The 24,537-nt window shown below is 68.6% G+C and carries 24 protein-coding genes; 11 read left to right on the forward strand and 13 right to left on the reverse strand.

Features of this window, described 5'->3' with window-relative positions:
* Positions 1–11 precede the first annotated feature (11 nt).
* On the reverse strand, positions 12–557 hold the full coding sequence (locus IM738_RS12520) for a hypothetical protein (RefSeq protein ID WP_236966183.1): 546 nt from the start codon (positions 555–557) through the stop codon (positions 12–14).
* The gene (locus IM738_RS12525; RefSeq protein ID WP_236966184.1) at positions 554–2,743 is read right to left on the reverse strand and encodes a DUF1631 family protein; all 2,190 of its coding nucleotides are present in this window, start codon (positions 2,741–2,743) and stop codon (positions 554–556) included. The genes IM738_RS12520 and IM738_RS12525 overlap by 4 nt, the downstream gene beginning before the upstream one ends.
* Before the next feature lie 328 nt (positions 2,744–3,071).
* On the opposite strand from IM738_RS12525, the gene IM738_RS12530 reads away from it, so the two are divergent.
* From IM738_RS12530 to IM738_RS12545, 4 genes are all read left to right on the forward strand, one after another.
* Positions 3,072–4,859 (forward strand): DEAD/DEAH box helicase, encoded by a 1,788-nt coding sequence (locus tag IM738_RS12530; protein ID WP_236966185.1) that lies wholly within the window; start codon positions 3,072–3,074, stop codon positions 4,857–4,859.
* A 178-nt stretch (positions 4,860–5,037) separates the two neighbouring features.
* A complete protein-coding gene (locus tag IM738_RS12535; RefSeq protein WP_236966186.1) occupies positions 5,038–5,700 on the forward strand; it encodes a response regulator transcription factor in 663 nt (220 codons plus the stop codon).
* Positions 5,697–7,052, forward strand: coding sequence for a sensor histidine kinase (locus IM738_RS12540; protein WP_236966187.1), 1,356 nt, complete (start codon positions 5,697–5,699; stop codon positions 7,050–7,052). The genes IM738_RS12535 and IM738_RS12540 overlap by 4 nt, the downstream gene beginning before the upstream one ends.
* Before the next feature lie 139 nt (positions 7,053–7,191).
* Complete coding sequence (locus tag IM738_RS12545) at positions 7,192–8,226, forward strand: endonuclease/exonuclease/phosphatase family protein (protein WP_236966188.1); 1,035 nt, start codon at positions 7,192–7,194, stop codon at positions 8,224–8,226.
* 183 nt (positions 8,227–8,409) lie between these two features.
* On the opposite strand, the gene IM738_RS12550 is transcribed toward IM738_RS12545, so the two are convergent.
* The 4 genes from IM738_RS12550 to IM738_RS12565 form a co-directional block, all read right to left on the reverse strand.
* Positions 8,410–9,504: a WD40/YVTN/BNR-like repeat-containing protein gene (locus IM738_RS12550; protein WP_236966189.1), complete on the reverse strand. Its 1,095-nt coding sequence runs from the start codon at positions 9,502–9,504 to the stop codon at positions 8,410–8,412.
* Positions 9,505–9,532: 28 nt separating this feature from the next.
* The gene (locus tag IM738_RS12555) at positions 9,533–9,832 is read right to left on the reverse strand and encodes a MoaD/ThiS family protein (protein ID WP_236966190.1); all 300 of its coding nucleotides are present in this window, start codon (positions 9,830–9,832) and stop codon (positions 9,533–9,535) included.
* Between the two features lie 22 nt (positions 9,833–9,854).
* Positions 9,855–10,238 (reverse strand): hypothetical protein, encoded by a 384-nt coding sequence (locus IM738_RS12560; protein WP_236966191.1) that lies wholly within the window; start codon positions 10,236–10,238, stop codon positions 9,855–9,857.
* 160 nt (positions 10,239–10,398) lie between these two features.
* Positions 10,399–11,007: a DUF4148 domain-containing protein gene (locus IM738_RS12565; protein WP_236966192.1), complete on the reverse strand. Its 609-nt coding sequence runs from the start codon at positions 11,005–11,007 to the stop codon at positions 10,399–10,401.
* A 225-nt stretch (positions 11,008–11,232) separates the two neighbouring features.
* Between IM738_RS12565 and IM738_RS12570 the strand changes: the two genes are divergently transcribed.
* The 4 genes from IM738_RS12570 to IM738_RS12585 all read left to right on the forward strand — a co-directional run bounded on the left by IM738_RS12570 (position 11,233) and on the right by IM738_RS12585 (position 15,418).
* Positions 11,233–12,165 (forward strand): LysR family transcriptional regulator, encoded by a 933-nt coding sequence (locus IM738_RS12570; protein ID WP_236966193.1) that lies wholly within the window; start codon positions 11,233–11,235, stop codon positions 12,163–12,165.
* A gap of 578 nt (positions 12,166–12,743) precedes the next feature.
* Entirely contained in the window at positions 12,744–13,637 is an 894-nt protein-coding gene (locus IM738_RS12575) for a hypothetical protein (RefSeq protein ID WP_236966194.1), read from the forward strand.
* Positions 13,638–13,796: 159 nt separating this feature from the next.
* Positions 13,797–14,372: a sigma-70 family RNA polymerase sigma factor gene (locus tag IM738_RS12580; RefSeq protein ID WP_236966195.1), complete on the forward strand. Its 576-nt coding sequence runs from the start codon at positions 13,797–13,799 to the stop codon at positions 14,370–14,372.
* Positions 14,369–15,418, forward strand: coding sequence for an ankyrin repeat domain-containing protein (locus IM738_RS12585; protein WP_236966196.1), 1,050 nt, complete (start codon positions 14,369–14,371; stop codon positions 15,416–15,418). The genes IM738_RS12580 and IM738_RS12585 overlap by 4 nt, the downstream gene beginning before the upstream one ends.
* Before the next feature lie 154 nt (positions 15,419–15,572).
* Here IM738_RS12585 and IM738_RS12590 read toward each other — a convergent pair whose 3' ends face one another.
* Both IM738_RS12590 and IM738_RS12595 read right to left on the reverse strand, forming a co-directional pair.
* Positions 15,573–16,541 carry a 2-hydroxyacid dehydrogenase gene (locus IM738_RS12590; protein WP_236966197.1) on the reverse strand — a complete coding sequence of 323 codons (969 nt, stop codon included), beginning with the start codon at positions 16,539–16,541 and terminating at the stop codon, positions 15,573–15,575.
* Between the two features lie 174 nt (positions 16,542–16,715).
* Complete coding sequence (locus IM738_RS12595; protein ID WP_236966198.1) at positions 16,716–17,063, reverse strand: FKBP-type peptidyl-prolyl cis-trans isomerase; 348 nt, start codon at positions 17,061–17,063, stop codon at positions 16,716–16,718.
* A 349-nt stretch (positions 17,064–17,412) separates the two neighbouring features.
* On the opposite strand from IM738_RS12595, the gene IM738_RS12600 reads away from it, so the two are divergent.
* Positions 17,413–18,219: a hypothetical protein gene (locus IM738_RS12600; protein WP_236966199.1), complete on the forward strand. Its 807-nt coding sequence runs from the start codon at positions 17,413–17,415 to the stop codon at positions 18,217–18,219.
* 129 nt (positions 18,220–18,348) lie between these two features.
* Here the strand turns inward: IM738_RS12600 and IM738_RS12605 are convergent, their stop codons facing one another.
* The 3 genes from IM738_RS12605 to IM738_RS12615 all read right to left on the reverse strand — a co-directional run bounded on the left by IM738_RS12605 (position 18,349) and on the right by IM738_RS12615 (position 20,623).
* On the reverse strand, positions 18,349–19,083 hold the full coding sequence (locus IM738_RS12605) for a nitroreductase (RefSeq protein ID WP_236966200.1): 735 nt from the start codon (positions 19,081–19,083) through the stop codon (positions 18,349–18,351).
* 74 nt (positions 19,084–19,157) lie between these two features.
* Positions 19,158–19,610, reverse strand: a complete 453-nt coding sequence (locus tag IM738_RS12610) for an acyl-CoA thioesterase (protein ID WP_236966201.1) — start codon at positions 19,608–19,610, stop codon at positions 19,158–19,160.
* Entirely contained in the window at positions 19,607–20,623 is a 1,017-nt protein-coding gene (locus IM738_RS12615) for a histone deacetylase family protein (protein ID WP_236966202.1), read from the reverse strand. Before IM738_RS12615 ends, IM738_RS12610 begins: the two co-directional genes overlap by 4 nt.
* Positions 20,624–20,878: 255 nt before the next feature.
* On the opposite strand from IM738_RS12615, the gene IM738_RS12620 reads away from it, so the two are divergent.
* Positions 20,879–21,421: a phasin family protein gene (locus tag IM738_RS12620; RefSeq protein WP_236966203.1), complete on the forward strand. Its 543-nt coding sequence runs from the start codon at positions 20,879–20,881 to the stop codon at positions 21,419–21,421.
* 228 nt (positions 21,422–21,649) lie between these two features.
* Here IM738_RS12620 and IM738_RS12625 read toward each other — a convergent pair whose 3' ends face one another.
* Positions 21,650–22,516 (reverse strand): patatin-like phospholipase family protein, encoded by an 867-nt coding sequence (locus IM738_RS12625; RefSeq protein ID WP_442908520.1) that lies wholly within the window; start codon positions 22,514–22,516, stop codon positions 21,650–21,652.
* A gap of 172 nt (positions 22,517–22,688) precedes the next feature.
* Here IM738_RS12625 and IM738_RS12630 point away from each other — a divergent pair, with 172 nt between their 5' ends.
* A complete protein-coding gene (locus tag IM738_RS12630; protein WP_236966205.1) occupies positions 22,689–23,732 on the forward strand; it encodes an extracellular solute-binding protein in 1,044 nt (347 codons plus the stop codon).
* Between the two features lie 227 nt (positions 23,733–23,959).
* On the opposite strand, the gene IM738_RS12635 is transcribed toward IM738_RS12630, so the two are convergent.
* Positions 23,960–24,487: an RNA polymerase sigma factor gene (locus IM738_RS12635; RefSeq protein WP_236966206.1), complete on the reverse strand. Its 528-nt coding sequence runs from the start codon at positions 24,485–24,487 to the stop codon at positions 23,960–23,962.
* Positions 24,488–24,537 lie beyond the last annotated feature (50 nt).

A 24,537-nucleotide genomic window follows, 5' to 3' on the forward strand; every position in this document is an offset into this window, starting at 1 on the left:
TCGCCCGTGCTTCAATCGCCATCCAGGTTGTCTGGCAGGGGCTTGCTGATCAGCGCCTGCATGGCCGGCGGCAAGACCCCCGCCTGCAGCCAGTCCGGCAGCGCGTCGGGGAGGTTCCAGCGCGCCTGCCGGAGCACCATGGCCAGCCCCTGGAACCACAGGTGCGTGCCCTTGCGGCTCAGGCGAAGGACCAGCGGTCCGCTGCTGGTGTCGAAGGTCATGTTGACGGACAGGCTGCTGGTCTGGGTGCTGATCTTCTGGCACAGGCGCTCCTGCGGATCGCTCTGGCTGCCCGGCGACTCGAGGCCGGCACGGATCTGCGGCGGACGTTGCCCTGGGGCCGCCTCGTGGAGCGACAGGTCGTGTTCGATCGACGCCCGGGCCCGGGGGCTGGCACCACCCTGCTCGCCCGGCGTGGACGCCTCGAACGAGGGAAGCACGGTGCCAAAAATGCTGATGACCATGCGGCGGGTGAACCAGACAGTGCTGTCCTGGTCGTGCACGCGCATCCAGATGCGGTCCTGCGCCGCGTTGTAGCCAAAGGTGGTGGTGGTCACGGGGTGGTTCCAGGCTCGGCGTCGCCATCGGCTTCGCTCTGGTTGCGCAAGGCGAGCTGGGCGACGGCATCGAGCGCGCCCTCGACCATGCCCCCCCGCGACACCACCCTCAGCTGATCGGCATGGCGCAGGCGATCCAGCGTGCGGCGGGTCATGGAATGGGCCAGCCCCTTGGCGGAGATGAACATGAACAGGCTGCCGTGCGGGCTCCGCCAGGTGAGCTCGGCCCGCACCCAGGTGCCTTGAACCAGCAGGTCCACCCAGGCGCCGGTCGCCAGATCGGCGCTGTGGGCGTCCACCGGATCGGGGGTGGCGTCTTCGGACTCCTCGGAAAGGTAACCTGCATCTGCGGCCTCGCTGTTGGCCATCCAGAAGGTTTCGCCGTGTTCTGCAGGGGCGGCCACGGGCGCAACCACCGGGTCGTCCACCCGATCAGTCAACGTGGGAATGTCCGCCGCCAACGGTGCGTCACCGGGCTCCTGAGAGGCCGGTCGGTCGAAGGCCTGCTCGTGCACGGCCACCAGCATGTCGAAGAGCTGGGCCGTCAGGTCGGGTGGGTATTCGATCAGCTGCAGCCCCCGGCGCAGTTGCCCCAGAAGGCGGGGCACCAGCTTGACCAGACGCTCGGTGTCGCGCCGGATCAGATCGATCTGCACGCTCCAGATCAGGTCTTCCGCGACGCGGTCGATGGGTTCGTCCGTTTCGACCGAGGCCACGCCGGCCAGTTGAGACTCGGCCACGGCCTGCGACCAGGGACCACAAAGGAACTGCAGCACGAACTCGGGAACGTCTTTGTCCTGCGTCTGGTGCTGGAAGTCGGCGGCCAGCCGTTCGGCCAGCAGGTGCCGCTGCTCGGCGTGCATCAGCGCGCGGGCGGCCTCGGCCCGCATCTGGTTCTTGCTGGCATCGTCCTGCTCCCAGCGCCGGCGCAGGCGTTTGAGCAGACGGGCAAACACCTCCTCGGTCGCGGCGGCCCGGTTGAGCGAATACACCGCGTCGATGATCGACTCCAGCAACTGGGAGAAGCCCTCGTCGTTCTGCCCCTGGAATCCGAGGCTGCGCTGGGTGATGTCCTCCAGCAGCTGGCGCGCGGGGTGCCGGCGCTCGCTGAAAAACCGCGGGTCGGCTTGCGACAGCTTGATCAGGATGGGTTCCAGCAGGCCAATCTGCTGGCGGATGGCCGGCAGCAAGCGCTCGTCCTGCGTCAGGTTGTCCAGCATGAGCCGAACCACCTCCTGCCCCAACAGGCGGCCCAGGTTGTTCTCCAGAACAATGGGCAGTTCGGGCTTCGCCGGCTGCTCTTCCGTGGAGCTCGCCCGCTGCCGCAAGCGGCGGATCAGCGGCTCGATCAGGTCCATGTCCTCCAGCGCCGTCATGGACAACGGCACCGTGTGCACGAACCCCTGGCCCATCGGTTCCTCATGGCTCAGGTCACCCGCGAGCAGCTGCCGCAACCGGCCGAGGGTGAGCATCGTCCGCCCCACCGCGCCTTGCGGACCCTGCTCGCGCTGGGCCAGCGGAGCAGGCCCAGCCACCGGCTCCACGCCGTGCACGAGCAACCACTGGATGAGCTCGCGATAGACCTGCCGCAGGCTTTCTCCCAGCATGCCCGCCGCGGGGAAAAACAGCGCGCTGCGCTGCTCGTCGTCAGGCACATGTCGAACCAGCAACTCGCGCAGGGCATGGGCAAAGGCAGCGGGCCTGAGCGGATTGAGTTCGGGTTGCACGGTCATCCAGCCCATCAGGCTGCTGACCAGGGCATTGAGCCTGGGCAACTGCTCGGTGCTGGCGCTCCGGATCGCATGCTCGGCCACGGCAAATCCGATGGTGGCGTCGATCAACCGGTCATCGAGCTGCCGCAGGTCGTCAAACCGGACCGCCGCCGGTCCCGCAGCATCCAGAACACTGCCGTGGTACAGCACCTGGCGCAACTGCTCGTGCCAGGTGCGCTTGAGCGCGTCGGACTCGTCGCTGAGCCGCTCGACCAGCTCCAGCTGGAGGTGCAACTCGGCCAAGGGCGTGGCGCCGGCCCGATCGGGGTCCAACGCCGCCAGCAGGCCTTCGAGGAGTTCATCGATCATCGAATCGGAAATCGACAGCGCGGCTTCGAGACAGTCCTGCAGCGTGGGGCGCAGGTGGCTGGCGTCGTTGGCCATGCCCAACCGGAGCATCTTGGGAGCGTTCATCGGGGCTGAGAAGAGGTGAGATCAGCGGATTGAAGCGCGGCAAGGTGGCCGCACCCCGGGGCAAATTCCAGAATCCGCACCATTATGTGAGCGTGGCGGAATCTTCCGGCAAGCATCTTCCCGTGGCCCGCGAGAAAAGACGTGCGACAATACGAACGTTGTGTTGTATCAGTGACTTCCAACACCAGCACCCTGCTGGAGGGTCGGCGTTCCAGAACATGGACCCGCGGACCCACCTTCTGAATCCTGTCTGCCTTCTACTGAACGGTCCTTACAAGGTCCGAACAGGCAGATGCCCCCAGCGCCCTGGACGGGCGCCACACCTTTAATGAACTTCGAAGAACTGAACCTGGCCCCGGCCATCGTCCAAGCTGTGCGCGAGCACGGTTACGAAACCCCCACCCCCATCCAGGCCGAGGCGATTCCCGCCGTGCTGGCCGGGCGCGATCTGCTCGGTGGTGCCCAGACCGGCACCGGCAAGACAGCCGCCTTCACCCTGCCCATGCTGCACCGCCTGAGCGTCGGTGAGCGCGCCAAGAGCAAATTCGGCGGCGTGGCCATCCGTGCCCTGGTGCTCACGCCCACCCGCGAACTCGCCGCCCAGGTCGAAGAGTCGGTGCGCGTTTACGGCAAACACCTCTCGCTGACCTCGACCGTCATCTTCGGCGGTGTCGGCATGAACCCGCAGATCAATGCGATGAAGCGCGGCGTGGACATCCTGGTGGCCACCCCCGGCCGCTTGCTCGACCTGCAGCAACAGGGTTTCCTGGACCTCTCCGGTGTGCAGATGCTGGTGCTCGACGAAGCCGACCGCATGCTCGACATGGGCTTCATCCATGACGTGAAGAAGATCCTCGCCCTGGTGCCGAAAGAAAAGCAGAGCCTGCTGTTCTCGGCCACCTTCAGCGACGAGATCCGTGACCTGGCCAACAACCTGCTCAAGGATCCCCTGAGCATCCAGGTGACCCCGCGCAACACCACGGTGCAGCGCATCAGCCAGGTGATCCACCCCGTGGGCCGTGGCAAGAAGAAGGCCCTGCTGGTCCACATCATCAACCAGCACAACTGGAGCCAGGTGCTGGTGTTCACCCGCACCAAGTTCGGCGCCAACAACGTGGCCGAGTACCTGACCAAGAACGGTATCCAGGCCATGGCGCTGCACGGCAACAAGAGCCAGGGTGCCCGCACCCAGGCGCTGGCCGGCTTCAAGAGCGGCGACATCCGCGCCCTGGTGGCCACCGACATCGCGGCCCGCGGCATCGACATCGACGAGCTGCCGCACGTGGTGAACTACGAGATCCCGAACGTCAGCGAAGACTACGTGCACCGCATCGGCCGCACCGGCCGCGCGGGCAAGAGCGGTGAAGCCGTCAACCTCGTGAGCCTGGACGAAGAAGGCTTCATGATGGACATCGAGCGCTTCACCAAGCAGCAGATCCCGGTGCAGATCTTCCAGGAGTTCATGCCCGAGCCGGGTGAGAAGGCCGAGCCGATCGCCATGGGCCGCCAGACCATCTGGGGCGGCGCCGGCAAGCCGCCGAGCCGCGACGTGATGGCCGCTGCCGCCAAGGCCGCACGCACCGAGATGCTGCAGCGCGTGCGCGAGAAAAAAGCCGACGCACCGCAAGGTGCCCGTGGCAACGGCGGTGGCCAGCGCCAGCGCCCGGCAGCGCAAGGTGACGCCCAGCCGCGAGGCGAAGGCGCCCGCGACGGTCAGCGCGCCGACGGCCGTCGCAATGGCGGCCCCGGCCGCAACGGCCCGGCCAACGGTCCCCGCAATGGCCCGCCACGCAGCGGTGGCAATGCGCCTCGCAATGCCGAGCGTGCCGACCGCGGACCCCGCGAAGACCGTGGCCCGCGTGAAGACGGCAGCGAGCGCCAGCCCGGCCCCAATGCCCACCTGGGCCAGCTGCGCATCCGCGAACCCCGCGCCCGCGCCGCTGCACCGGGCGGCCAGCCCGATCCGCTGCGCACCAGCATCGACTCCATCGGTGGCCGCGGCGCACGCAACGGCAACCGGGGTGGCGGTGGTGGCGGCCGTGGTGGTCCCCGCGGTGACGCACCGCGCGGCGGCCCGGCCGACCCGTTGCGCACCAGCTACGGACGCATCCGCTGACCCCAGGAATCAAGATGCCACCGCGGCAGATTTCATCAAAAATCGATGGTTGTCGAAGATGAAGTGAAGCCGGCTGTGGTGGTGAAAGTGAAGCCCTGTTCTCAGGGGTTTGTTTCCAAAAGGCGGGTTCATCCCCGCCTTTTTTTCGCCTGCCTGCCTGGAAGCCCGGGACGTATCCATGAAATTGCTGCTTGCGGAAGACGATGTCATGCTGGGCACCAGCATGGAAAAAGGCCTGGCGTTGGCCGGCTTTCAGGTGGACTGGGTGCGCATGGGCAACCAGGCCATCGAAGCGCTGAGCACCCACAGCTACGACGTGGTCCTGCTCGACATCGGCCTGCCCCAGGTGGACGGGCTGCAGATCCTGCGCTGGATGCGCAAGGAGGGCCAGCACACGCCAGTGATGCTGGTGACGGCACGTGACGCTGTCCCCGACCGCGTTGCCGGGTTGAACCTGGGTGCCGACGACTACCTCAGCAAACCCTTTGACCTGGACGAGTTGTGCGCGCGCATCCACGCCCTGGCACGCCGCCCGGCGGGACGCGGTCAACCGCACTTGCAACTGGGCCGGTTGGAGGTACACCCCATCGAGCGGGAGGCACGGCTGGCGGGCAAGGCGCTGGCGCTCTCGCAACGCGAATTCGATCTGCTCACCGCGTTCATGCGCCAGCCCGGTGCGGTGCTCTCGGTGGCGCAACTCGAAAGCCAGCTGTATGGCTGGGGCGAAGAAATCGTCAGCAACGCGGTGGAGGTGCACCTGCACCACCTGCGACGCAAGCTCGGAGAGCCCTGGATCGTCAACGTGCGAGGTGTGGGCTACAAGCTGGTGCAGGTGCCTTGAACTCGATCCGTTCGCGCCTGCTGCTGTGGCAGATCTCAGCCGTGCTGATCACCTCGGTGGTCGTCGCCGTGCTCAGTTTCCGGCTGGCCTGGAGCGGCTTCAACAATGTGCGCGATCTCGGTCTGGAGCAGATCGCGCAAACGGTGATCCGGCACGACGAAACACCTGCGCCCCCACCTGCCCACACACCACCGCCCCCCACCAGCGAGGGGTGGCTGGACGACGATGAAGACCTGGACCAGTTCGTCAGCCAGATCTGGGACCACGCCGGTGGGTTGATCTATTCCTCTCTGCCCAACATCGGCCCACCGTTGCAAACGCCTGGACACCACATCGTCACCTGGCAGGGCCAGAGCTGGCGCCTCTACACACTGCCCCAGGAGGGGCGCACGGTCCAGGTCGCGGTGACCACCGAAATTCGCCGCCAGCACTTCTACGACCTGATGCCCTGGCTGCTGGTCCCGCTCGCCCTGCTCATCGCCGCACTGGGCCTGCTGACCCGTGCCGGGGTCAACCGGGCACTGCGCCCGCTCGAAAGCATGCGCAGCGACATCGAACAACGCGGCCCGGAAGGTCTGCAGGCCATTCACACCACGGGGCTGCCGGTCGAAATCGCGCCCCTGGCCCAGACACTCAATCAGTTGCTGTCGCGCGTGGACACGCTGTTGACCAGCCAGCGGCGGTTTCTGGCCGACGCCGCTCACGAACTCAACACACCGCTGGCGGCGATCAAGCTGCAGGCCCAGCTGGCACGGCGGGTGGGGCCGGCGGAGTGGCCCGCTGCGCTGGACGAGCTGGACGCCGGCATCGAACGCGCGACCCGGCTCTCGTCCCAGCTGCTGCAACTCGCCCGCCTCGAACCCAGCGCCCGGCAGCCCATCCTCGGCCCGGTGCAACTCGACGATCTCCTGCGCCAGGCCGTGTCGGCGCTGTCCGCGCGCGCCGAACATCTGGGCTGCGACCTGGGGCTGGCGGGTGCCGAGCCGCTGAAATTGAACGTGGACGCCCACGCGCTGCGCACCCTGGTGGACAACCTGATCGACAACGCCTTGAACCACACCACCGCGCCGGTGCGCATCGATGTGAGCCTGCGCACGGAGGGGCCCTCGACCGTCCTGGAGGTCAGTGACAACGGGCCGGGCATTCCCGCGGCCGACCGTGCACGCGCGATGGAACGCTTCGTGAGGCTGGCGCCGGGCGATGGCAAGGGCAGTGGCCTGGGCCTGTCCATCGTGCGCGAGATCGCCGAACTGCACGGTGCCCGGGTGGAGCTGGACGAGACACCGGGTGGCGGTCTCACCGTGCGCGTGCGCCTGCCGCTGACGGACATCCCGCACCCGGCAACGCCCTGACCTGAAACGCCCCCGCCGCGGCTCGCGCGCACCCTCCGGGGGCGACACTGGCCCTCCGTCCCGAGCTTGTCGGAGGGCGGCCCGGCGGCGCCATGGAAAACCGGTCACCGCGCCTGGTGAGTCTGGTTACAGTGAGGTCATGCCCAACCTGATCCTGCCCCCCGCCTCTCGCTTCGCGACCCTGATGGTGGCCAGTTGCAACGTGCTCAACCTGGCGCAGCCCGGGCGCCACTTCTACGACGGCCAGGACCCTTACAGCCAGAACGAGTTCGAGCGCAAGGTGGGCTGGCTCGGCGAGCGTTTCCGGGTGCTCAACGCCGACGTGCTGGCGGTGCAGGAGGTGTGGGACGAGCTCGCGCTGCGCGCTGCCGTGGCCCGCAGCGGTCTGCAGTACAGCACGGTCAGCGTGCCCGGCGCCGAGAACGGACCGGGACAGGTGGGCGCCCAGGGCACGCCCCGCGTCGGCCTCGTGACGCGGCTGAAGGTCGAGTCCCTCCAGTCGATCACCGACTTCCCCGCCGCGGCCGTGTTGCAGGTCCCCGGCATCGGCCCGCACACGCGCTTCGAGCGCCCGCCGCTGCTGGCCACGCTGCGGATGAAACACGGGCAGGAGGTCGCCGTGATCACCGCCCACCTCAAGTCCAAGCGCCCCAAGTACCTGCAGGACGCGAGCGGCCGCTCGATCGAAGACACGGAAGACCCCACGGTGCAGGCCGTGGGCTCGCTGCGCTCGCTGATCATGCGCGGCGGCGAAGCGCTGGCGCTGCGCCTGAAGGTGGTCGAGCTGCTGCACCGCACGCGGCTGCCGCTGATCGTGATGGGCGACCTCAACGACGGCCCGCACAGCGTGACCACCCAGCTCATCGCCGCCACCTCGCAGGTGGCCTACGACAAGGGCGCGCGCGACAACGCCCTCTTCAGCGCCTGGGACGTGATGGGCGAGGCCGCGCTGCGCCGCGACGTGGCCTTTTCCCACATCCACCAGGGCTACCCCGAGGTGCTTGACCAGGTGCTGGTGAGCGAAGAGTTCGTGGCCACCAGCCGCGCGGCCATCGGTGACGTGCGGCGCGTCGAAGTGTTCAACGACCACCTGTTCGAAGGCCGCGACCGCAGCCGCAGCGACCACGGTTTCGTGCGCGCGCTGCTTCGGCTGCGCTTGCCAGAGCTGGGCTGAACGACGACGCCACCGCGTCTCATTGCGTTCGATTCCAGCTACCGACCATACCGGAGCACGACCCACAGGCATGGGACCATGCCGCCCAGGGCACCGCCGGGCCGCCCTCCGACAAGCTCGGGACGGACGGCCAGTGCCGCCCCCTGGGGGGGTAGCGCGAAGCGCTGCGGGGGGGGGGACCTATTACGCCCAGCGAACCGACGCCACCGGCGGCAGGTCGTTCGACACCGGGTGCCAGTGCTCGCCCGCGTCGGCGCTCACCCACAGCCCGCCCGTGGTCGAGGCCAGCGCCAGCGTCCGCCCATCGGCGCTCACGTCGAGCCCGTGGCGGTAGACCAGGTGGTAGGCGTGGGTCTGCGGCAGGCCGCTGGAAAAGGTCTGGAAGCTCGCACCACCGTCGTCGGTGCGGGTCACCACCAAACGCCCGTCCACCGGGAAGCGGCAAACGTCGGCCTGCGCGGGCACGAACCAGGCGCGCTGTGGGTTGTGTGGGTCACAGGCCACCGCGAAGCCGAAGCCCGATGGCGCGGGCGCCGCGATGCCGCCCCAGCGCTGGCCGCCATCGGTCGAGCGGTAGATGCCGCAGTGGTGCTGCACCCAGAGTACATCCGGGTTGGCGGCGCACTGCACCATGCAGTGAGGGTCTTGTGTGTTGCCGTCGTCGGCGCTCTCGGCGGGCAGGTAGTCGGCCGTCATGCCCTGGGCCGTGAGAATCCAGTGAGCGCCGGCATCGCGCGTCTGCCAGACACCGCCGCAGGACACGGCGACCGTGACATGCCTGGCATCGCGCGGGTCCACCACGATGGAGTGGATGCCCGCGTGGTCGTAACCGCCGCCGAACCACTCGCGGCGACCCGGCTGGTTCCACAAGGGCGTGTTCAGGGTCCAGCTGGCGCCGGCGTCGGTGGAGCGGAACAGCCCGGCCGGGATGCAGCCCGCCCAGAGCACGCCGGGTTGATCGGGTCCACCGGCCGCGAGCGACCAGATCAGGTCCACGCTCCACGGCGTGGTGTCGTCGGCGTCGGGGCCTTGGGTGGGTTTGAGGGGGAACGCCGGCGCGGCCGTCTCCTGCCAGGTCTGGCCCCGGTCGGCGCTGCGGTGCAGCTTGACGCCGAAGTGGCCCAGCCGCAGGGCGGCGTACCAGGCGCCATCGCGGGCGTCGACCAGCACGCTGGTGACCGGCTCGCCAGGGAAGTGGTGGGCGGCGATGGCCCACTCGGCGCCCTCGCCGTGCAGCACAAACAGGCCCTTGCGGGTGGCGATCAACAGCGTCTGCATCTGAATCTCCTCGCTGCGTTGGGCGCCTTCAGCCGCCGCTGAGGGCTTGCACCACCAGCACCCGGTCGCCCGCCTGCAGCGGCTGGCTCAGCGACACACGGTCCTGCACCAGCTGCCGGTTGACGAACACGGCCACGTGCTTGCGCACCGCGCGCTGGTCGTCGAACACATAAGGCGCCAGCGCGGGCGCGGCCCGCAAGGCGGTTTCGAGCGCCTCACGCAGGGCGCCGGGCGCGACCTGCTGGGGTGCGCAGTCCACATGGCGGCGCAGGCTGGGGGCGAATTCGACGGTGACCATGGCGGTGCGATCGGCGCCAGTGTCGGACATGACCGCCCCGTCGAACAGCGCTTCACCCTCTCACGAAGAGGGTCACCAGCGGCTGATCGCCGACCTGCCGGCTCCAGTGACCATGCACCGCCGGGTCGAATGTTGCGCCCTCGGGCAGCGTGTCGGCCGAATAGAAATGATCGCCCGGGCCAAAGGTGCGGGAGCTGCCGTCCTGCAGGCCGATCTCCATCCGCCCCTGCAACACAAACAGCCATTGCGGCGCCCCGGTGCAGTGGAACTGGCTGCGAAACCCGACCGGGCTCTCGCGCAGCTGAAAACCGCCCGAAGGCATCAGCGGCGAAAGGCACGCCGCTGGCGTGCCTTCACTGAGTTCCACGGTCTCTTCGCGAAATCCGGCCCGCCCGTCGGTGCCGGTGTACAGCACCACCTTGTTGAAGCTCGTCATGGTCATCTCCTGTTGCCATCGTGTAGCGCGAGGTTGTACCAGACGGAGGGGGAGAAGCGGGACAGAAGGGCAGTCCTCCAAGCACACGCCAAGGATCCGGCTTCGCCGGTCCAAGGGCGTGGTCCCCCTCAGGGGGAAGCCGCGAAGCGGCGCAGGGGGGTTAGTTGGAGTACTTGCTGGGGTACAGCTCGTTCAGCTTGCGGCCGGATTCGCCGTCGGCCACGATGTCACCGGTGCGCTGAGCTTCTTTCAGTTCGGCCAGCACCTCGGCGCGGGTCTTGCCCTGGGCCACAGCGGTCGGGTAGCGGTTCGGGTAGATCTCCTTGAGCGTCCGGCCCGACTCGTTGTCGGCGATCACGTCGCCATTGAGCTGGGCTTCGCGCAGTTCAGCCCGCACATCTTCGCGGCTGAGGCCGGCCGTCGCGGTGGCGGCGGGGTAGCGGCCGGGGAACAGCTGCTTCATCGTCTGGCCGGACTCGGCGTCGGCGATCACGTTGCCCGTGCGCTGGGCTTCCTTCAGCTCGGCCTGCACCTCGGCACGGGTCTTGGCCTGCACCGCCGGGGCGGCTTCGTAACGGCCAGGGTACATCTGGCGCAGCGTCATGCCGGATTCGTTGTCGGCAATGACATCGCCGTTGCGCTGGGCCTGCACCAGCTCGGCGCGAACCTGCTCGCGGGTCAGGGGTGCGTCGGCGTCGGCGGCGAAGGCCTGACCGGCCGACAGGGCGGCCACGGCGAGGGCGATGGTGGAGAGGTAAGAGGCTTTCATGGTGCTTCCTTTCAAGAAGTGGTGAGTGGCGAAGTGATCGTGCCGGCCCGTGGACCGGGTGTCTTTTCGTGGCGGTATCGCTTCTTTGCGTTGTGTTTCAGAAGCGTTTTCGCTGCGATGGGTGAACTTTAAAATTTCATGCCAAGAAGAAAAACCACCAGATCAGCGATGCTCCGTTGTTAAATCAGCAACAATCAATCCGTTGATGCCCTCCAGAATCGCCCCATGGACCGTCTGACCTCAATGCGTGTGTTCCTCAAAGTCGTGGACGAAGGCGGCTTTGCCGCCGCCGCCCGCGCGCTGGACATGTCGCCCGCCGTGGTGACCCGGCTGGTGGCCGACCTGGAGGAGCACCTCGGTGCGCGCCTGCTGCACCGGACGACCCGGCGCCAGTCGCTCACCGACGCGGGTGAGGCCTACCTGGAGCGGGTGCGCCACATCCTGCTCGACCTGGACGATGCCGACTCGCTCGTGAGCTCGCACACCCACCAGCTCTCGGGTGTGCTCCGCGTGCTGGCACCGCCCGTGCTGGCCTCGCACGTGCTCGCGCCCCTGGTCGTGAGCTTTCACCAGCGCTACCCGCAAATCCAGCTCGACATCGATGTGGCCAGCCACCGGGAACCGCCGGTCGAGGACTACGACATCACCCTGCTGGGGGCCAGCGACGGTTTTGACGGCGAGGTGATCGCCCGCAAGATCAACGCGACCGAGGCCATCCTGGTGGCGTCGCCGGCCTACCTGGCGCGCCGGGGCACGCCGCAAACCCCGCTGGACCTGCAACAGCACGATTGCCTGCGCATCAAGCCCGAAGGCCCGCGCAACCGCCACTGGCGCCTGTTTCGCAGCGACGACGACACCCAACAGGTCGAACTCGACGTGCAACCCGTGCTGTGGTCCAACCACACCGACACCCTGATCCGCGCCGCGCTGGACGGCACGGGCATCACCTCCACCGCCGTGGAGCTGGCCGCGCCTCACCTGGCCAGCGGCGCGCTGGCGAGGGTGCTGGCGCCCTGGATCACGGGGCGCTTCACGCTCTACGCCGCCCTGCCCAGCCGCAAGTTCCTGCCACAACGCACCCTGGTGTTTCTGGACCACCTCACCGAGCACACGCGCGCGGGCGTGGCCTTGGCGCTGGCGGGGTGCGACGCCTGCTGACTTCCCTTTGTTTGGACTTCCGAAGACAGGTGTTCATAGACCTCGCGCAGGCCGATGGCGGCCCCCCCGTTCTCCGGCCCACGCTCGCCGTCGAACGGATGGGCCCTCCAGCGTGATCGCACCAACACCGTGTGGGCGTGCAGCCTCCGTGGCAACGGCGAATGGGGCCTGCGCCCGGGGGAACCACCATCAGCCTGAACGAAGCAAGGACATGCCTGCGGGCTCGCTCAAACATCACCTCAGGGCAGGTGGTTTGGGTGGGCGGGCGCAGTCCCCATTCGCGGTTGCCCACGCGGCGGAGCGCTGCAAAAGAGGTTGACGAAGCCACCTCAGCGCACACGGGAAGACGCCCGAGAGGTGAGACGGACAACGGGCACCCGGACCACCTGCCCCTGCCCGCCCGACCCGAGCGCCGAAGGTGGCGCGCCACGTGCTGTCACCCTCCTTTTTCAAGAACCCAACCGCGTGAGCTGAAACGCCCCAGCACAACCTGTTGCAAATATTCCAGCGGCGCTTAACCCCATCACCCCGCCCCGTTCGTTTCAGTCAGCTCCTCAACCTCGTTTCCAGGAGCTTTCATGAACACCACCCGCCGCACCCTGCGCCGCCTCGCCCTCCCCGCGCTGGCCGCCCTCGCCGTCCTGAACACACTGCCGGCCCACGCCGTCGGGCGCCTCGCCGACATCCAGATCATCGACCGCGACAGCGGCGAGACCCTGCCGGTCTACCAGCACCGGGGCGAGTTCTGGGTGGCCGGTCGGCCCGGCGCGCGCTACGCCGTGTCGGTGCGCAACGCACTGAGCGGCCGCGTGATGAGCGTGGTCTCGGTCGATGGCGTCAACGTGGTGTCTGGTGAGACCGCCGCGCTGGAGCAGACCGGCTACGTGCTCAGCCCCTGGCAGCGGTACGACATCACCGGCTGGCGCAAGAGCGACGCCGAGGTCGCCGCCTTCCACTTCACGAACCTCTCGGGCTCCTACGCGGCGCGCACCGGGCGACCTGCCCACGTGGGCGTGATCGGCGTGGCCGTGTTTCGCGAGAAGCTCACCCCGCCGCCCGCCAGCGTGCCCCTGCCTGAGGCCCCCTCCACCTGGCGCGAACGCCGCGAGCTCAACGAATCGGAGCGCTCAACGCTCGAACGCAGCGCGCCCGCGTCGGCCGCCGAATCGCCCGCATCGGGCATGGGCAACGCCAAGAGCCAGTCCCACAACGAAGCGGCCGATGCCGTGCGCCGCCCCGCCAACCCGGCCCCGCGCCTGGGCACAGGCCACGGCGAGCGCGAGGGTTCCTGGGTCGGTCACACCCGCTTCGAGCGCCGCAGCGCCCGCCCGGACGAGGTGATCCGCATCCGCTACGACAGCCGCATCAACCTGATCGCGATGGGCGTGCTGCCGCCGGACGTGGAACCCGTGGCCCAGCCCCACCCGTTCCCGGGGTCACGCCGCTTGCAGTACGCACCGGATCCGGATTGAACGCTCCCCCCGCGCGATACGAGTTGCCCCCCGCGCCGCCTGCGGCGTCACCCCCCAAGGGGGGGCGACACTGGCCGTCCGGCGAAGCCGGCCCGGCGGTGTCCTTGGACGGGGCCACCGCGTGCGTGTGGATTGTTTGCCCCCACCATAATCGGTCGCATGGAAGCGGACAGCGCCACCAGCGACGAACACCTCATGCACGCCTACGCAGCGGGCGACACCCGCGCCTTTGAAACCCTGTACGACCGCCATGCCTTGCCGGTGTGGCGCTTCGTGCAGCGCAGCGTGCAGAACAACGCCGTGGCCGACGACCTGGCGCAGGACGTGTGGTTCAGCGTGGCGCGGCAGGCGCCGCTGTACGAGGCCCGCGCCCGCTTCCGCACCTGGCTGTTCACGCTCGCCCACCACCGCATCGTGGACCACTGGCGCACCCACAAACACCACGCCAGCCTCGACGCCGAGAGCGACGACGGCACCGCGCTGGCCGACACGCTGGCGGCCGCATCGGGCTTTGGCCCGGAGCGCCGGTTGAGCTCGCGCGAACAGGCCCAGGCCCTGCTGGACGCGCTCGCCTCCCTGCCCGCGGTGCAACGCGAGGCCTTTCTGCTGCAGGCCGAAGCGGGCATGAGCGTGGCCGAGATCGCCCAGGCCACCGGTGTGAGCGGCGAAACCGCCAAGAGCCGGCTGCGCTACGCCCGCGCGCGTTTGCGCGAGACCCTGGAGGCGCTGGCATGAACCACGACCAGAAGCCCACAGACGACGACCTGCTGTTGCAACGCTACCGCGAGGCCAACGCGCTCGACGACGCGCGACCGGGCGCAGCACTGCGGGACCAGGTGCTGGCCCATGCGCGCAGCGTCGCGCAGGCGCGGGTCCCTGCGCCGCCGCTGGCGAAACCCAGCGCCGCCAACGACAGCGTGTGGACCTGGAAGGCCTTCGGTGGCCTGGCCGTGCTGGGCCTGGTGGGCCTGCTGGTCCTGCAGTTCGACCGGGGCACGCCCGAGGAGCGCGAGGCCGCGCTGGGCACGCCGGCCCCCCGCGCCGCCACCCCGCCTTCGCCCGCTGCATCGGCGCCAGCGCCCCTCACCGAGGCCGCGCCGGTCACCCGCGACGCTGCGGCGCCCAGCGCGCCGGTTCAGGCACCCCGGCCCGCCGCGGCACCACCCGCCGCCCCGCGCACTGCGCCAGCCAGGGCGCATCCCCCGACGACGGCGAGCCGCGAGAGCGAGACACAGACATCCGAACCAACGGCGGCGACACAGGCCCCTTCGCCCATGGAGGCGCCGGCGTCCCCCGCCGCGCCGGATAAGCCGGCGAGCGTGGCTGCGACAGCCACACCGCCGGCACCAGCCGCCACGGCCAAAGCGGCACCCACCCCCGCGCCGATGTCCGCATCACCCGTTCCGCCCGCGGCCTCCGCCGCAGCGGCCGATGCGGCACGCGCCGGAGCGGGCGCGGTGGCGAGGGAATCGGCGCGGGCCCGCAACGAGGTCGCCACCGAAGCGCGGCGCGCTCCAGCACCGCCGCCCCTGCATCAGGCGGTGGGCGACGGTGACGGGGACAGCGTGCGCCGCCTGCTGGCCCAGGGGGTGGACGTGAACGGCCGCGATGCCTCAGGGCGCAGCGCGTTGATGCTGGCGGCGCAACGCGGCGACGCGGCCCTCGTGAAGCTGCTGCTGGACGCGGGCGCCGACGCCCAGTTGCGCGACCCACAGGGCCGCAGCGCCGCCGACGCCGCCGAGCAGGCCGGTCACCCGGCGCTGCTGCCGCTGCTGCGCTGACCCACACCGATGGACCCGACCTCTGCGCGTTTTTCATGGCGCCGGAGCGCCACCCAGACGCATGAAACGGCGCCACCCAGGGCACCGCCGGGCCGGCTCTGCCGGACGGCCAGTGCCGCCCCTTGGGGGTAGCGCGAAGCGCTGCGGGGGTATTTCAATTCAGCGGCGTGAGCGCTTCACCGCGCGTGAGGAAGGCGATCAGGTTGTCGGCCGCGAGATCGGCCATGGCGCGGCGCGTCTTGAGCGTGGCGCTGGCGATGTGGGGCGTGAGCACCACGTTGGGCACGGTCAGCAGGTCCGGGTGGACCTTGGGCTCGCCCTCGAACACATCGAGTCCCGCCGCCGCGATGCGCTTCTCGCGCAGCGCCACGGCCAGCGCCGCGTCGTCCACGATGCCGCCGCGCGCGATGTTGACCAGCGTGGCCGTGGGCTTCATCTGCGCAATCTCGGCCGCACCGATGGCGTGGTGCGATTCGGCGCTGTAGGGCACGACCAGGATCAGGTGATCCGCCTGTGCCAGCAGCTGATCTTTGCTGACATACGAGGCCTGGCACTCGGCCTCGGTCGCCGCGTCGAGCCGCGACCGGTTGTGGTAGATCACCTTCATGCCGAAACCGTGCGCCCCGCGCCGCGCGATGGCCTGGCCGATGCGGCCCATGCCCAGGATGCCCAGTGTGCTGCCGTGCACCTCCGCGCCGGCAAACATGTCCAGCGCCCAGCGGTTCCACAGGCCTGCGCGGAGGAAGTGTTCGCTCTCGGTCACGCGCCGCGCGGTGGCCATCATCAGCGCGAAGCCGAAGTCGGCCGTGGTCTCGGTCAGCACGTCGGGCGTGTTGGTGGCCAGCACACCGGCCGCCGTCATCGCCGGCACATCGAAGTTGTTGTAGCCCACCGCGATGTTGGCCGCGATGCGCAGCCCAGGGCACGCCGCCAGCAGCGCCGCGTCGATGCGTTCGCTGCCCGTGGTCATCACCCCCGCCTTGCCCTGCAGGCGCTGCGCCAGCTCGGCGGGGCTGAGCACCGTGTCGGTGTGATTGTGGTCCACCTCAAAGTGCTGCCGCAAGCGCTCCACCACCTCGGGAAACACGGTGCGCGCGATGAGGATGGCTGGGCGAGAGGTCATGGAGGTATGCCTTGGAAGGATGCAAATGTCGGGACACCGGGCGAGCGCCGGGGTAGGAAAACCGCAGCCTCCGCAGCGCGTGCCTTCAACCCGGGATGCGGCGGGACTGGCTCCGCCAGGCCGCTCGCATCGCCCCCTTGGGGGGTGACGCCGCAGGCGGCGCGGGGGGAATCGTCAGACCGCCAGCAGGTCCACTTCGAACAGCAGCGTGGCGTTAGGCGGAATCACGCCGCCCGCGCCGCGCGCGCCGTAGCCCAACGCCGCGGGAATCACCAGGCGGCGCGTGCCGCCGATGGCCATGCCCTGCACGCCTTCGTCCCAGCCCTTGATCACGTGGCCCGCGCCCAGGGGGAATTCGAAGGGCTGGCCACGGTCCTTGCTGGAGTCGAACTTGGCGCCTTGCACGCCGTCGTTGTAGAGCCAGCCGGTGTAGTGCACCTGCACCGGACGGCCGGCCTGGGCGATCTCGCCGGTACCGACCACGGTGTCTTCGTATTGCAGGCCGCTGGGGGTGGTGATCATGGAATGTCCTTGTGAAGAAATGAAAACGGAGTGGCGATTATTCCAGCCCGCGCCCCGGTCAGAGGCTGAGCGTTTTTCGGGCGTGTCCGAGCAACGCCCCGAAGCGTGCCCGATCAAGGCGAAAAGCACAGCCATAGCTCGGTCTATGGCGCGCATCTGCAACGCAGAGCGGGTGCGTTTTGGGGTGGTGAGCGGGCATGAGCGAAAGACGCTCAGCCTCTCAGCCCTCGCGCCGCCACACACCACTTCGTACACCTGTTTACACAAGCTTTTCATGGCGAGGGGCAAAGGTTTACCCAGCCGGGGTTTACTGGCATCTCCCAACCACCACGGAGTCAGGAGACCCCACATGAACACCAAGACCGCCACCCTCACCCGCCGCATGGCCCTGGGCGCCCTCGTCGGCGCGAGCCTGCTGACCGCGCTGCCGGCCATGGCGATCGGCCGCCTCACCGATGTGCGCATCGTCAACCGCGACAGCGGCGAGGTGCTGCGGATGTACCGCCACAAAGGCGATGTCTGGGTGGCCGGCGAACCCGGCGCCCGCTACGCCGTGGAGTTGCAAAACGCCTCGCGCGGGCGCCTGCTCAACGTGGTGTCGGTCGACGGCGTCAACGTGATCAGCGGCGAGACCGCGTCCTTCAACCAGGCCGGCTACGTGCTGACCCCGGGCCAGCGCTACGACGTGAGCGGCTGGCGCAAGAGCAGCCGTGAGATCGCTGCCTTCGAATTCACCAGCCTGCCCCGCTCCTACGCCGCCCGCACCGGCCGCCCGGACGACGTGGGGGTGATCGGTGTGGCCGTGTTCCGCGAACGCGCGCCGTACCGCCCACCCGTGCCCGAGATCGGCCCCTACGGCCGCAGCGCGCCGGCGCCCGAGGCGCAGGGCAAGTCGTCCATGCAGGGCAAATCGCACCGCAGCGAACCCGGCCAGGAGCTGGGCACGGGTCACGGCGACCGGGAGCGGGATCGCGTGGGCGAGACCGAATTCGAGCGCCGCAACGACCGGCCCGACGAGATCGTGCGCATCCGCTACGACAGCCGCGAAAACCTGATGGCCATGGGCATCATCCCGACCTACCAGCGCCCCGGCCGGGACCGCGAGCCCAGCGCCTTCCCGGCCGCCCGTCCGCGCTACGTGCCCGACCCGTATTGATGCCCCCCGCGCCGCCTGCGGCGTCCCCCCCAAGGGGCGCCAGCAGCGGCCCGGCCAAGCCGGTTCCGCGCTGGCCCTGGATGGTGCAGCCGACACCACCACTTTGATCGGGTGATCTGAGCCTGCAGGTCACTCCAGCCAATGTGTGAAGCTGGCCACCGTCTCACGCGGCGTGTGAAACCCGTTCACCGGATCGGCCGGATCGGCATAGCCCAGCGCCATGCCACACACAAGCATCTCGTTCTCGGCCGCGCCGATGTGCGGCAGGATGATCTTGGCAAAGCCGTTCCACGCGGCCTGCGGGCAGGTGTGCAGGCCGTGGCCACGTGCAGCCACCATGATGTTCTGCAGGAACATGCCATAGTCCACCAGCGAGCCCCGGCCCATCACCTTGTCCAGGGTGAACATCAGGCCCACGGGCGCATCGAAGAATTTGAAGTTGCGCTGGTGCTGCGCGTGCATCTTGTCCTTGTCGCCCTTGGTGATGCCGAGCAGGCCGTAGAGGCTCCAGCCGTTTTCGCGGCGGCGGTCGATGTAGGGGCTGACCCACTTCTCCGGGTAGTAGTCGTACTCCTCGCGGTACTGCGCGGCGAGCGAGGGGTCGGCGCGCAGCGCGTCGTGCGCGGCGCAGCACTGCGCCACCAGCGTGTCGCGGCTCTGACCTTGCAGCACGTAGACCTTCCAGGGCTGGGTGTTGGTGCCGGAGGGCGCGCGGGCGGCCACCTCCAGGAGGTGCTCCAGCGTTGCGCGGGGCACCGGCTGCGGCAGGAAGGCCCGGGCCGACAGGCGGCTGGTGATGGCCGCGTCCACACTGGCGGCATCGATCGCGGCCATGGCGGCGGCAGGCGGGGGGTTGAGGCTCATGCAAGGTCTCCGTTGTGATTGACGTTTACGTCAACGTCAATTATGTCCAAGATCGGAAATGCGTGCTTCCGCGGTCAGACGGCGGTTTCGAGCGCCGCCTTGAGCGGCGCCGGCAGCGGCACCGGCCGGCGGGTGTCGCGGTCCACATAGACGTGAACGAAGTGGCCACAGGCCGCGGCGGTCTCGCTGCCCTCGGCGAACAGGCCCACCTCGTAGCGCACGCTGGATTGCCCCAGGTGCGCCACCCGCAAGCCCGCCTCCACCGTCTGCGGAAAAGCCAGCGGTGCAAAGTAGTTGCACTGGGTCTCGATCACCAGGCCAATGACCTTGCCGCCATGGATGTCCAGCGCGCCCTGCCCGATCAGCCAGGCGTTGACCGCCGTGTCGAACCAGCTGTAGTAGACGACGTTGTTGACATGGCCGTAGATGTCGTTGTCGCTCCAGCGGGTGCCGATGGGGCGGAAGACGCGGTAGTGGTCGCGGGCCTTGGCCTGCGGGCGGGCAGCGGGGGTGGCGGGGTGGCTCATGGCGCGGCATTCTGCCAGCGGGTGTCGGTCGAGGCTGTCGCCCGCGTCGCCACGGCGTTTCCGCTGCTGGCCGTGCGCCCGGCCAGCGAGGCCCAGCGCGCGTGGTAGCCGAGCGCGACGCGGTAGGTGTTCACCTGCGCCTGCACGGTGGCCTCCATGTCGGTGCCGTAGCCCCCGGCCATGGCAAAGGCCAGCGGCAGGCGGCGCTGCCAGGCCCAGTCCATGACCCGGCGGTCGCGTGCCTCCAGCCCGTCAAACGTGAGTTTCAGGCGCCCCAGCCGGTCGCCTTCATGGGGGTCGGCACCGGCGAGGTAGATCACCAGATCCGGTTCGAAGCGGCACGCCAGTTCGTCGAGCGCGCGCTCCAGCGCCTCCAGGTAGATCACATCGCCTGTGCCATCGGGCAGCTCCACGTCCAGGTCGCTGGGCTCCTTGCGGAAGGGGAAGTTCTTTTCGCCGTGCAGCGAGAGGGTGAAGACCGTGGGGTCGTTCGCAAAGATGCGCGCGGTGCCGTTGCCCTGGTGCACGTCCAGATCAACGATGGCCACGCGCAGCGGCCCGCGGGCGCGGTGGGTGCGCGCGTGTTCGGCCTGCATCAGGCGGGCGGCCACGGCGGCGTCGTTGAACACGCAGAAGCCACTGCCCTTGTCGGCGTAGGCGTGGTGCGTGCCGCCGGCGATGTTGGCGGCCAGGCCCTCGCCCGACAGCGCGGCCCGGCAGGCCTGGATGGTCGCGCCCACCGAGCGGCGCGCGCGCTCGGCCATGGCCGGGCTCCAGGGGAAACCGATCTCGCGCTGGGCCGCCGGGGACAGCGTGCCGTGCTGGACGGCACCGATGTAGGCCGGCGTGTGCACCAGGGCCAGCTCGCCGTCGCTGGCGGGCAGGGCCTGACCGAGCTGGACGGCTGGCCACTCGGCCGCCAGCCGCTCGCGCAGGCGACCGTACTTGGCCATGGGGAACCGGTGCCCGGCAGGCAGCGGCAAGATGAAGTGGTCGGCGTAAAAGACGTGCACGGGGGGGACTCTGGCGGTGTGGGCCATTGTGTCGTGCCCATAAATCCCGGCGGGGCCGCTGCGGTTTAGAAAAGCGACCCTAGAATGTTGCAGCGCAGCAAAAATCACTTGCAGCCGCGCGGGTTGTCCCTATAATTCGGGTCATGTTGCAGTGCAGCAAAGCGAACGAGAACAACAGCGTCGAGACAGCGCGGAGTTCCAGAGCAGCTCTCAACTAAGCCCTCTGTCCCTTTTATACCTATTGGAGTAATCACCATGCTGACCGCTGAACAAATCGTTGCCGCACAAAAAGCCAACATCGAAACCATTTTCGGCCTGACCCAGAAAGCCTTCGAAGGCGTGGAAAAGCTGGTCGAGCTGAACGTTCAAGCCACCAAGGCCGCCCTGAGCGAGTCCGCCAACAGCACGCAAGCCCTGCTGTCCGTCAAGGACGCCCAGGAACTGCTGACGCTGCAAGCCAGCCTGATGCAGCCCCTGGCCGAGAAGACCGTGGCCTACAGCCGTCACCTGTATGACATCGCTTCGGGCACCAGCGCTGAATTCGGCAAGGCCGCAGAAGCCCAGGCTGCTGACGCACAGAAGAAGTTCATGTCGGTCGTGGACAACGCCTCCAAGAACGCTCCCGCCGGTTCCGAAACCGCCGTGGCCGTGATGAAGAGCGCCGTGTCCGCCGCCAACAACGCCATGGAATCGGTGCAGAAGGCTGTCAAGCAAGCCACCGAAATGGCCGAAGCCAACTTCAACACCGTGACCACGCAAGCCGTGAGCGCCACCAAGGCCGCCGCCAAGAAGCGTTGAGTTGACGGGGCTTTGCCCCTTTCATGCGGGTTTTGATCTCCATCAAGGCCGGCATGATTCAAACATCGGAAGATCAGGCCTCGACCTCGAAAGGGCGGGCTTGGTTTCCAAGACCGGTTTTTCTGGTTGTCTCCTCGGGTCCTTTTCGAAATTCGGTTTCATCGGACCCCTTAAGCCCCAGCCGCAAGGCCGGGGCTTTTTTTATGCCTCAGCCTTTCAAGCCAGCGCTCAGTGGCTGGCCAGTGCACGGTGCCTGGACAACTCCAGCTTGAGGCGCGGCAAGGCCGCCTGCATCGCGGCCCGCCCGGCATCGATGCTGCGCTGGCGCGAGGTGAAGTCGGCGCTGCCCACCCCCGCCAGCGCCGGTCGCACCACCACGTTGGCCCCGGCCAGCTCCAGCCGGTTGATGCTCTGGCCCATGATGGCCGTCGTTTTGGGCAGCAGGCTCAGCAGGCCGTTGGACGGCAGGTCCTGTGGGTCGGCCGAGATGTCCACCGCCAGCACCACCTCGGCGCCCATCTCGCGCGCCTGGCGCACCGGCACGGGTGCGACCAGGCCGCCGTCCACGTATTCGCGCCCCGCGATGGCGACCGGGTTGAACACGCCGGGCACGGCGCTGGACGCGCGCACGGCCTGCGCCGCGTCGCCGCGCCGGAACAGCACGCCCTGCCCGGTGCCGAGGTCGGTGGCGAGGATGCCCAGCGGCAGCTTCATCTGCTCGATCAGCTTGCCGCCCACGGCCTGGCGCACGTAGCGCGCCAGCGCCTCGCCGCGCAGCAGGCCGCGGCTGACCAGCGGGAGTATCCAGTCGGTGAGGGTGGCTTCGTCCATGCTCAGGGCCGCGCGTTCCAGCTCCGTGGCGTCCTTGCCGCTGGCGTACAACGCAGCCACCAGGCTGCCCGCCGAGGTGCCGGTGACCACGTCGGGGTGGATGCCGTTGGCTTCCAGCACCTGAATGACCCCCACGTGCGCAAAGCCGCGCGCGGCGCCGCCCCCCAGCGCCAGACCCAGGCGCGGCGCGCGCTGGGGCACCTCCACCACGGGTGGCGGCACGGTCGGCGGTGGCACGGTGGGCGGGGTGCTGCAGCCTCCCATCACCAGCAAGGCCAGCGGCAACGCCCAGCCAAAACGGGTTTTGACCCAGATCAAAGAAAGCTTATCAAGAACTATTCGCATTTCTGTTAGCATCGATTCCCGTGGTTTCCCGAGGCACCGTGCCCGGGGATCCAGCCCCACATTGTCCACGTCCGTCTCTCTGAAAGCCCCCATGAAAAAGCTTGCTTCCCTCACGCTGATCCTGGCCGCCAGCGCCGCCGCCCTGAACGCCCAGGCCCAGGACAAGGTGCTCAACCTCTACTCGGCCCGCCACTACCAGACCGACGAGGCGATGTACGACAACTTCACCAAGACCACCGGCATCAAGATCAACCGGGTGGATGCGGACGACGCCGGCATCGTGGCGCGCCTGCGCGCCGAGGGCGCTGCTTCGCCGGCCGACGTGATCCTGCTGGTGGACGCCGCGCGCATGGCCTCGGCCGACAGCCAGGGCCTGTTCCAGCCGTTCAAGTCCGCCAAGCTGGACGCGGCCATTCCCGCCAACCTGCGCGCCGACGCCACCAAGGACGGTGTGACCTGGACCGGTTTCTCGACCCGCGCCCGCGTGATCGTGTACGACCCGCTGCGCGTCAAGGCCGCCGACGTGGCCACCTATGAGCAGCTCGCCGACCCCAAGCTCAAGGGCCTGGTCTGCACGCGCTCGGGCTCGCACCCCTACAACCTGTCGCTCTTCTCCACCGTGGTCGAGCGCCTGGGCGACGCTAAGGGCGAGGCCTGGCTCAAAGGCGTGGTGGACAACATGGCACGCGCACCCAAGGGCGGCGACACCGACCAGATCAAGGCCGTGGCCTCGGGCGAATGTGGCGTGGCGCTGACCAACACCTACTACCTGGCGCGCCTGATCAAGTCAGACAAACCGGACGAGCGCTCGGCCATGGAGAAGGTGCGCGTGGTGTTCCCGAACCAGGGCACCAGCGGCACGCACGTCAACATCGCCGGCGCGGCCATGGCCAAACACGCCAAGAACCGCGACAACGCCATCGTCTTCATGGAGTACCTGGCCAGCCCCTTCGCCCAGGACTACTTCGCCAACGGCAACAACGAGTTCCCTGCCGCCAAGGGCCTGAAGATCGCCAACCCGGCCATCACGGCCATGGGCGGCGACAACTTCAAGGCCGAGCAGATCCCGCTGGGCGTGGTCGCGAAGAACATGACCAAGGTGCAGCAGATGATGGACCGGGTTGGGTACAAGTAACCCCCCTGCGCCGCTTTGCGGCTTCCCCCCGGAGGGGGGACAACGCGAGTGGCCCGGCAGAGCCGGTTCCACCGCGTTCTGGGGCAACTTCCCCTCTCACGATCCACCGCCTCTCCGGCGCACGTGTATCCCACTCAGAATGCGGCGGAACCGGCTTTGCCGGGCCGCTCGCATTGCCCCTTGAGGGGCTGAGCGGTTACGCGCAGCGAACAAGCGATGGGGGTGGTTCAATTCAACAGTTTGCGCGCCCGGTGCAGGCGCACGAACAGGCTGTCCTGGCTGATCGCCAAGCGCTCGCACACCACCTCGGTGGCTTCATCGTGCAGCACGCGCCACTGCATCACGTCACGCAGCCCTTGAGGCAATTGTTCGATGCGAGCGAGGGTCAAGGCCAGGCGCTCGCGGTGCTCGGCGAGTTCGTCCGGGCGGGCGGCGGCGCATTCGAACTGCAGGGCCTCGTCGTCTTCGGTGTCGGCGTCCATCTCGTGGTAACGGGCGCGGTCCCTGATCAAATCCACCAGCTTGTTCTTGAGGATGCCGGTGAGCCAGCTGCGCAGCGCGCTGCGGCCTGAAAACGCCGCGCACCCGGACATCACCGCCTCGAACACGTCGTGCACCAGGTCTTCGGCCAGCATCGGATCGTGGAGTTTGCGCCGGGCGAACCGGATCAGGTAGCTGCGGTGGCTCACCATCTCGGTCCAGCAGACGGTGCCGGTGGGGGGTGTGGAGAAGGCAGATAGCTGGGCGGTGTTCATGGCGGGCTCCGGTTCGGATGGGATGCCTCCACTGTGGTGAGCCCAGATCA

Source organism: Hydrogenophaga sp. SL48 (assembly GCF_021729865.1).
GTDB lineage: Bacteria > Pseudomonadota > Gammaproteobacteria > Burkholderiales > Burkholderiaceae_C > Hydrogenophaga.